The organism is Streptomyces sp. NPDC001985, assembly GCF_040296845.1.
Lineage (GTDB): Bacteria > Actinomycetota > Actinomycetes > Streptomycetales > Streptomycetaceae > Streptomyces.
The window spans coordinates 1-3,866 of record NZ_JBEOYB010000168.1 but is presented as its reverse complement, the minus strand read 5'-3'; the positions used below and the strand labels follow the sequence as shown (position 1 = coordinate 3,866).

The 3,866-nt window shown below is 72.0% G+C and carries 3 protein-coding genes; 1 reads left to right on the top strand and 2 read right to left on the bottom strand.

Going from position 1 to position 3,866, the window contains the following annotated elements:
* Nucleotides 1–151: 151 nt before the first annotated feature.
* Both ABT122_RS33335 and ABT122_RS33330 read right to left on the bottom strand, forming a co-directional pair.
* Nucleotides 152–1,369 (bottom strand): glycosyltransferase, encoded by a 1,218-nt coding sequence (locus tag ABT122_RS33335; protein WP_451068898.1) that lies wholly within the window; start codon nt 1,367–1,369, stop codon nt 152–154.
* Nucleotides 1,370–1,488: 119 nt separating this feature from the next.
* Nucleotides 1,489–2,802, bottom strand: coding sequence for a UDP-glucose dehydrogenase family protein (locus tag ABT122_RS33330; RefSeq protein ID WP_351559898.1), 1,314 nt, complete (start codon nt 2,800–2,802; stop codon nt 1,489–1,491).
* A gap of 272 nt (nt 2,803–3,074) precedes the next feature.
* Between ABT122_RS33330 and ABT122_RS33325 the strand changes: the two genes are divergently transcribed.
* On the top strand, nt 3,075–3,710 hold the full coding sequence (locus ABT122_RS33325) for a TetR/AcrR family transcriptional regulator (RefSeq protein WP_351559897.1): 636 nt from the start codon (nt 3,075–3,077) through the stop codon (nt 3,708–3,710).
* Nucleotides 3,711–3,866: the final 156 nt, after the last annotated feature.

The window sequence follows — 3,866 nt, the reverse complement described above, 5'->3', positions numbered from 1 at the left end:
GCCGGGGCCACGGCCCCGGCGGTCGGGGGAGGTGGGGGAGCCATGGAAACCTTCTCTGCCGCGCGTCGGGGCGGTGCGTCGATTCGAGGGGGCGGGGGAGCCACGGGAGCCGGGGCCCTCGCGGGCCCCGGCTCACCGGCGAGCGGATGCGCTACGCGACGAGCGCCTCCAGATCGGCGACGGCGGCCTCGATCTCCGGCAGCGCCAGCATCGCGAGCCGCGCCCGGCGGGCCCGTGCGCCGATCGCGGGGTCGGCCAGCACCGCACGACAGACCCCGGCGATGCCGTCGGCCGTGGTGTCGGTGATCAGACGGCCCAGCCCCAGCTCCTCGACCCGCAGGGCGTTGCCCGGCTGGTCCCCGAACTGGGGCAGGATCGCCATGGGCGTGGCCGTGCGCAGCGACTCCCGGATGCTGTTGAACCCGCCGTGGGTGAGCAGCAGGTCGCAGGCCTCCAGCAGCAGCGGCTGCGGCAGCCGGTCGGTGAGGTGGACATGCGGCGGCAGGGCGTCGGTGTCCGTGGGCAGCCCGGCGGTGGCCACGATGACCGTGCACTCCTCCAGCAGAGCCGCCGCCCCGATCAGCGAGCGCAGGGTGGTGACCGGGTCCTGGACGGTGAAGGGCAGCTCCGGCGGCTCCTCCTGGTTGAGCATCTGGTGCAGCATGGGCAGCGCGGTGCCGAGGGCGGCGAAGACCAGCGGACGGTCGGTGGGCAGATCCACCACCCACCGCGGCAGCACGGAATCGCGGTCCACGGTCACCGTCTGCCGGTACGAGAACGAGGCCGGCAGATACGCGGCGAAGGTGAACTCCGAGGGCACGTAGTCGATGCGCCCGTGCGGGACGATCGACAGCGGGCTCTCGTCGGTGGGCAGTCCGTGCTTGGCCCGCAGGACATTGAGGCCCGGCAGGATCTCGGCGGGGTTCATGCTGTTGCTGGCCCCGGACGGGGTGGGCAGCTGCGGGATGCCGAACATCTGCCCGATGAGGACACTGCTCATGTCCATGCCGTCGCGGAGGATCAGATCGGGCCGGAACTCCCGGGCCTCCGGGAGCACGGCCTCCAGCAGATCCTCGGCCATCCGGCCGGAGAGCGTCCGCGACAGCTCGTCGACGATCAGCGCGTTCCGCTCGCTCTCCTCCAGATCCGTGCGCGCGGAGATCTCCTTCAGACGGACGGCGGCGTGGTCGCCCGGGATGAAGTCCTTGATGGAACTCGTCACCCGGACGTTCTCCTGGGCGAAGACCGAGGCGGTGGGTTCGGTGGTGACCGCCAGCACCTCATGGCCGGCCGCGGCGAGCGCCCGGACCAGGGGGAGCTGGGCACGCCCGTGCGAAGGGCTGCCGACGGTGGTGATCATGACGCGCACGAATGACGCCTTTCTCTGGTTGTTCTCTCGTGGATCAGCCGGGAGGCTCCGGGCGCGGGCGCGCGGCGGAGGCGGAGGGTACGGGGGATGGGGCGCCCCGGCGGCCGGACCGCCGGCCGTCAGCCCGCCATCGCGAACGAGCGGCCGATGCCCTCCCAGGTCAGCCGGGCACGGCCGAGCCGGCGGGGATCGAGGAGATTGCGGAAGTCGTAGACCACCGGGGACGTCAGCAGCCCGGCGATCGTCTCCCAGTCGAGGTCGCGGAAGTGCGGCCACTCGGTGAGGACGACAGCGGCACGGGCGTCCCGTACCGCCTCCTCGGGTGTGCCGGCGAGGGTGAGCAGATCACTGAGGTCGGGGCGGGACTCGCTCAGAGCGGGGTCGTAGGCGCGCAGCTCGGCGCCCCGCTCCTTGAGCAGCCGGGCGATGGCGAGGGCCGGCGAGTCCCGGAGGTCGGAGGTGCCGGCCTTGAACGTCAGCCCGAGCAGGGCCAGACGTACACCGCGCAGCGAGCCGTCCCCCGGGGAGCAGCCCGCCACCACCCGCTCCACGAGCTGCCGCTGATGCCGGACATTGGTCTCGATGGTGGCCCGCAGCAGCGGGAACTCCACCCCGGACTCCTCGCAGACGGTCAGCAGCGCGTGGGTGTCCTTCGGCAGGCACGAGCCGCCCCAGCCGGGGCCGGGCTGGAGGAACGCCGCGCCGATGCGCGGGTCGTGGCCGAGACCGGCGATGACATCGTCGACATCCGCGTCGAACCGCTCGCAGACCGTGGCCAGGTTGTTCGCGAACGAGAGCTTCATCGCCAGGAAGAAGTTGGCGGCGTACTTGGTGAGTTCCGCGCTGGCGGCGTCGGTGACCACCAGGGGCGCGTCGAGTTCGGCGTAGAGAGCGGCCACGCGCCGCGCGGCGTCCGGGTCGGCGGCACCGACGACGATCCGGTCGGGCCGGCGGAAGTCCTGGACCGCCCGGCCCTCGCGGAGGAACTCCGGGTTGCTCACCACGCTCACATCGGGCCGGCCGATGAGCGCGGCGACCCGCTCGGCGGTGCCGACCGGCACGGTGGACTTGTTGACCACCACGGCCCCGTGCGCCAGTACCGTACGGATCTCGTCCGCCACGGCCTCGACCGCGGCCAGATCGGCGGCGCCGCCGACGCCCATCGGGGTCGGCAGACAGAGGAAGACCACACCGGCGCCCGCGACGGCGGCCGGTGTCTCGTGGACGAACTCCAGCCGTCCGGACTCCACTCCGTCCGCGACGAGTTCCGGCAGCCCGGGCTCCAGGATGTCGACCTCGGCCCGCCGCAGCCGCTCCACCTTGCGGAGGTCGGCGTCCGCGCACACCACGTGGTGCCCCAGAGCGGCCAGACAGGCGCCCGTGGTCAATCCGACGTAGCCGGTTCCGATGACGGCGACGCTTGGTCCAGACACAGGAGATCACCACTTCTGCTGGGTTCGGGGGTGGGCGCGTGGTGCGTGGTGCGTGGTGGGGGAGCGAGGTGTCGGCCGGTGCGGAGGCCCGGGACGCGGACGGCCCCGCGGGCCACCCGCAGGATGGGGCGGAAACCATCGAAGTCACCGCCCGTTGACGGAAAAATATGATCGTCCCGACGATCGGTCAACGATGGGTGACAACGTTCGATGACTTTTGGACATGAGGGAAGCTGGACCACGAGTACACGCGGCATGACCCAGGCGGAGGTATGACAGTGGACAGGTCGGCCCCATCGCGACAAGGGGGAACCACCCCCGCACAGACCAGGAAGAACGACGCGGCAATCACGCGTGCCGCCCTCGCGGACGCCGCAGCGCTCCGGTTCGGCCGGTACGGCTACAACGGCGCCAGCGTGCGCGACATCGCGAAGGACGCCGGTGTGGACGCCGCCCTCGTCTACCGCTACTTCGGCTCAAAAGAAGCACTGTTCGCGGAGGTGTCGACGAGCGTCGCCATGTTCGAGCCGCTGACCTGTCTGCCGCTGGAGGACGTGGCGGCCTGGGTCTGTGACGTGGTCTCCAACGCGCCCAGCGAGGACCAGGTGCCGCACCCGGTGCTGTCGGTGCTCCGCTCCTCCAGCCGGGAGGAGGCCGTGGGCCGGCTCCGCGACGAGATAGCCGGCATCTTCACGGAGACCTTCGCCGAGCGCCTCGACGGTCCCGACGCCGCACTCCGGGCCGAGCTGCTCTCGGCCTGGCTGCTCGGCACCACCCTGATGCGCATGGCGATCCGCACCCCGGCCCTGGCCTCCGCGTCGGACGGAGCGCTGCTCCGGTACCTCCGGGCGGGCATCGACCCGCTGCTGAACCCGCCGGACGGGTACGACAGGTCCGGGGACGCGTGAGGGCCTCGGCAATCCCCGGGGGCGGCCGGGCCGGACCCTCCACCGCGGTGAGCGGGCGGGGCACGCGATGGAGGCCGTGGGTGATCCATGACCGTCGAGCACTACGGGCTGCTGCGCCGGCTGTGGCGCGAGGAGGTGGTCGACTGGGAGGGCGAG

Coding starts and splice junctions, on each gene's coding strand:
- ABT122_RS33325 (WP_351559897.1), top strand. CDS start 3,075: ATGACAGTGGACAGGTCGGCCCCATCGCGACAAGGGGGAACCACCCCC.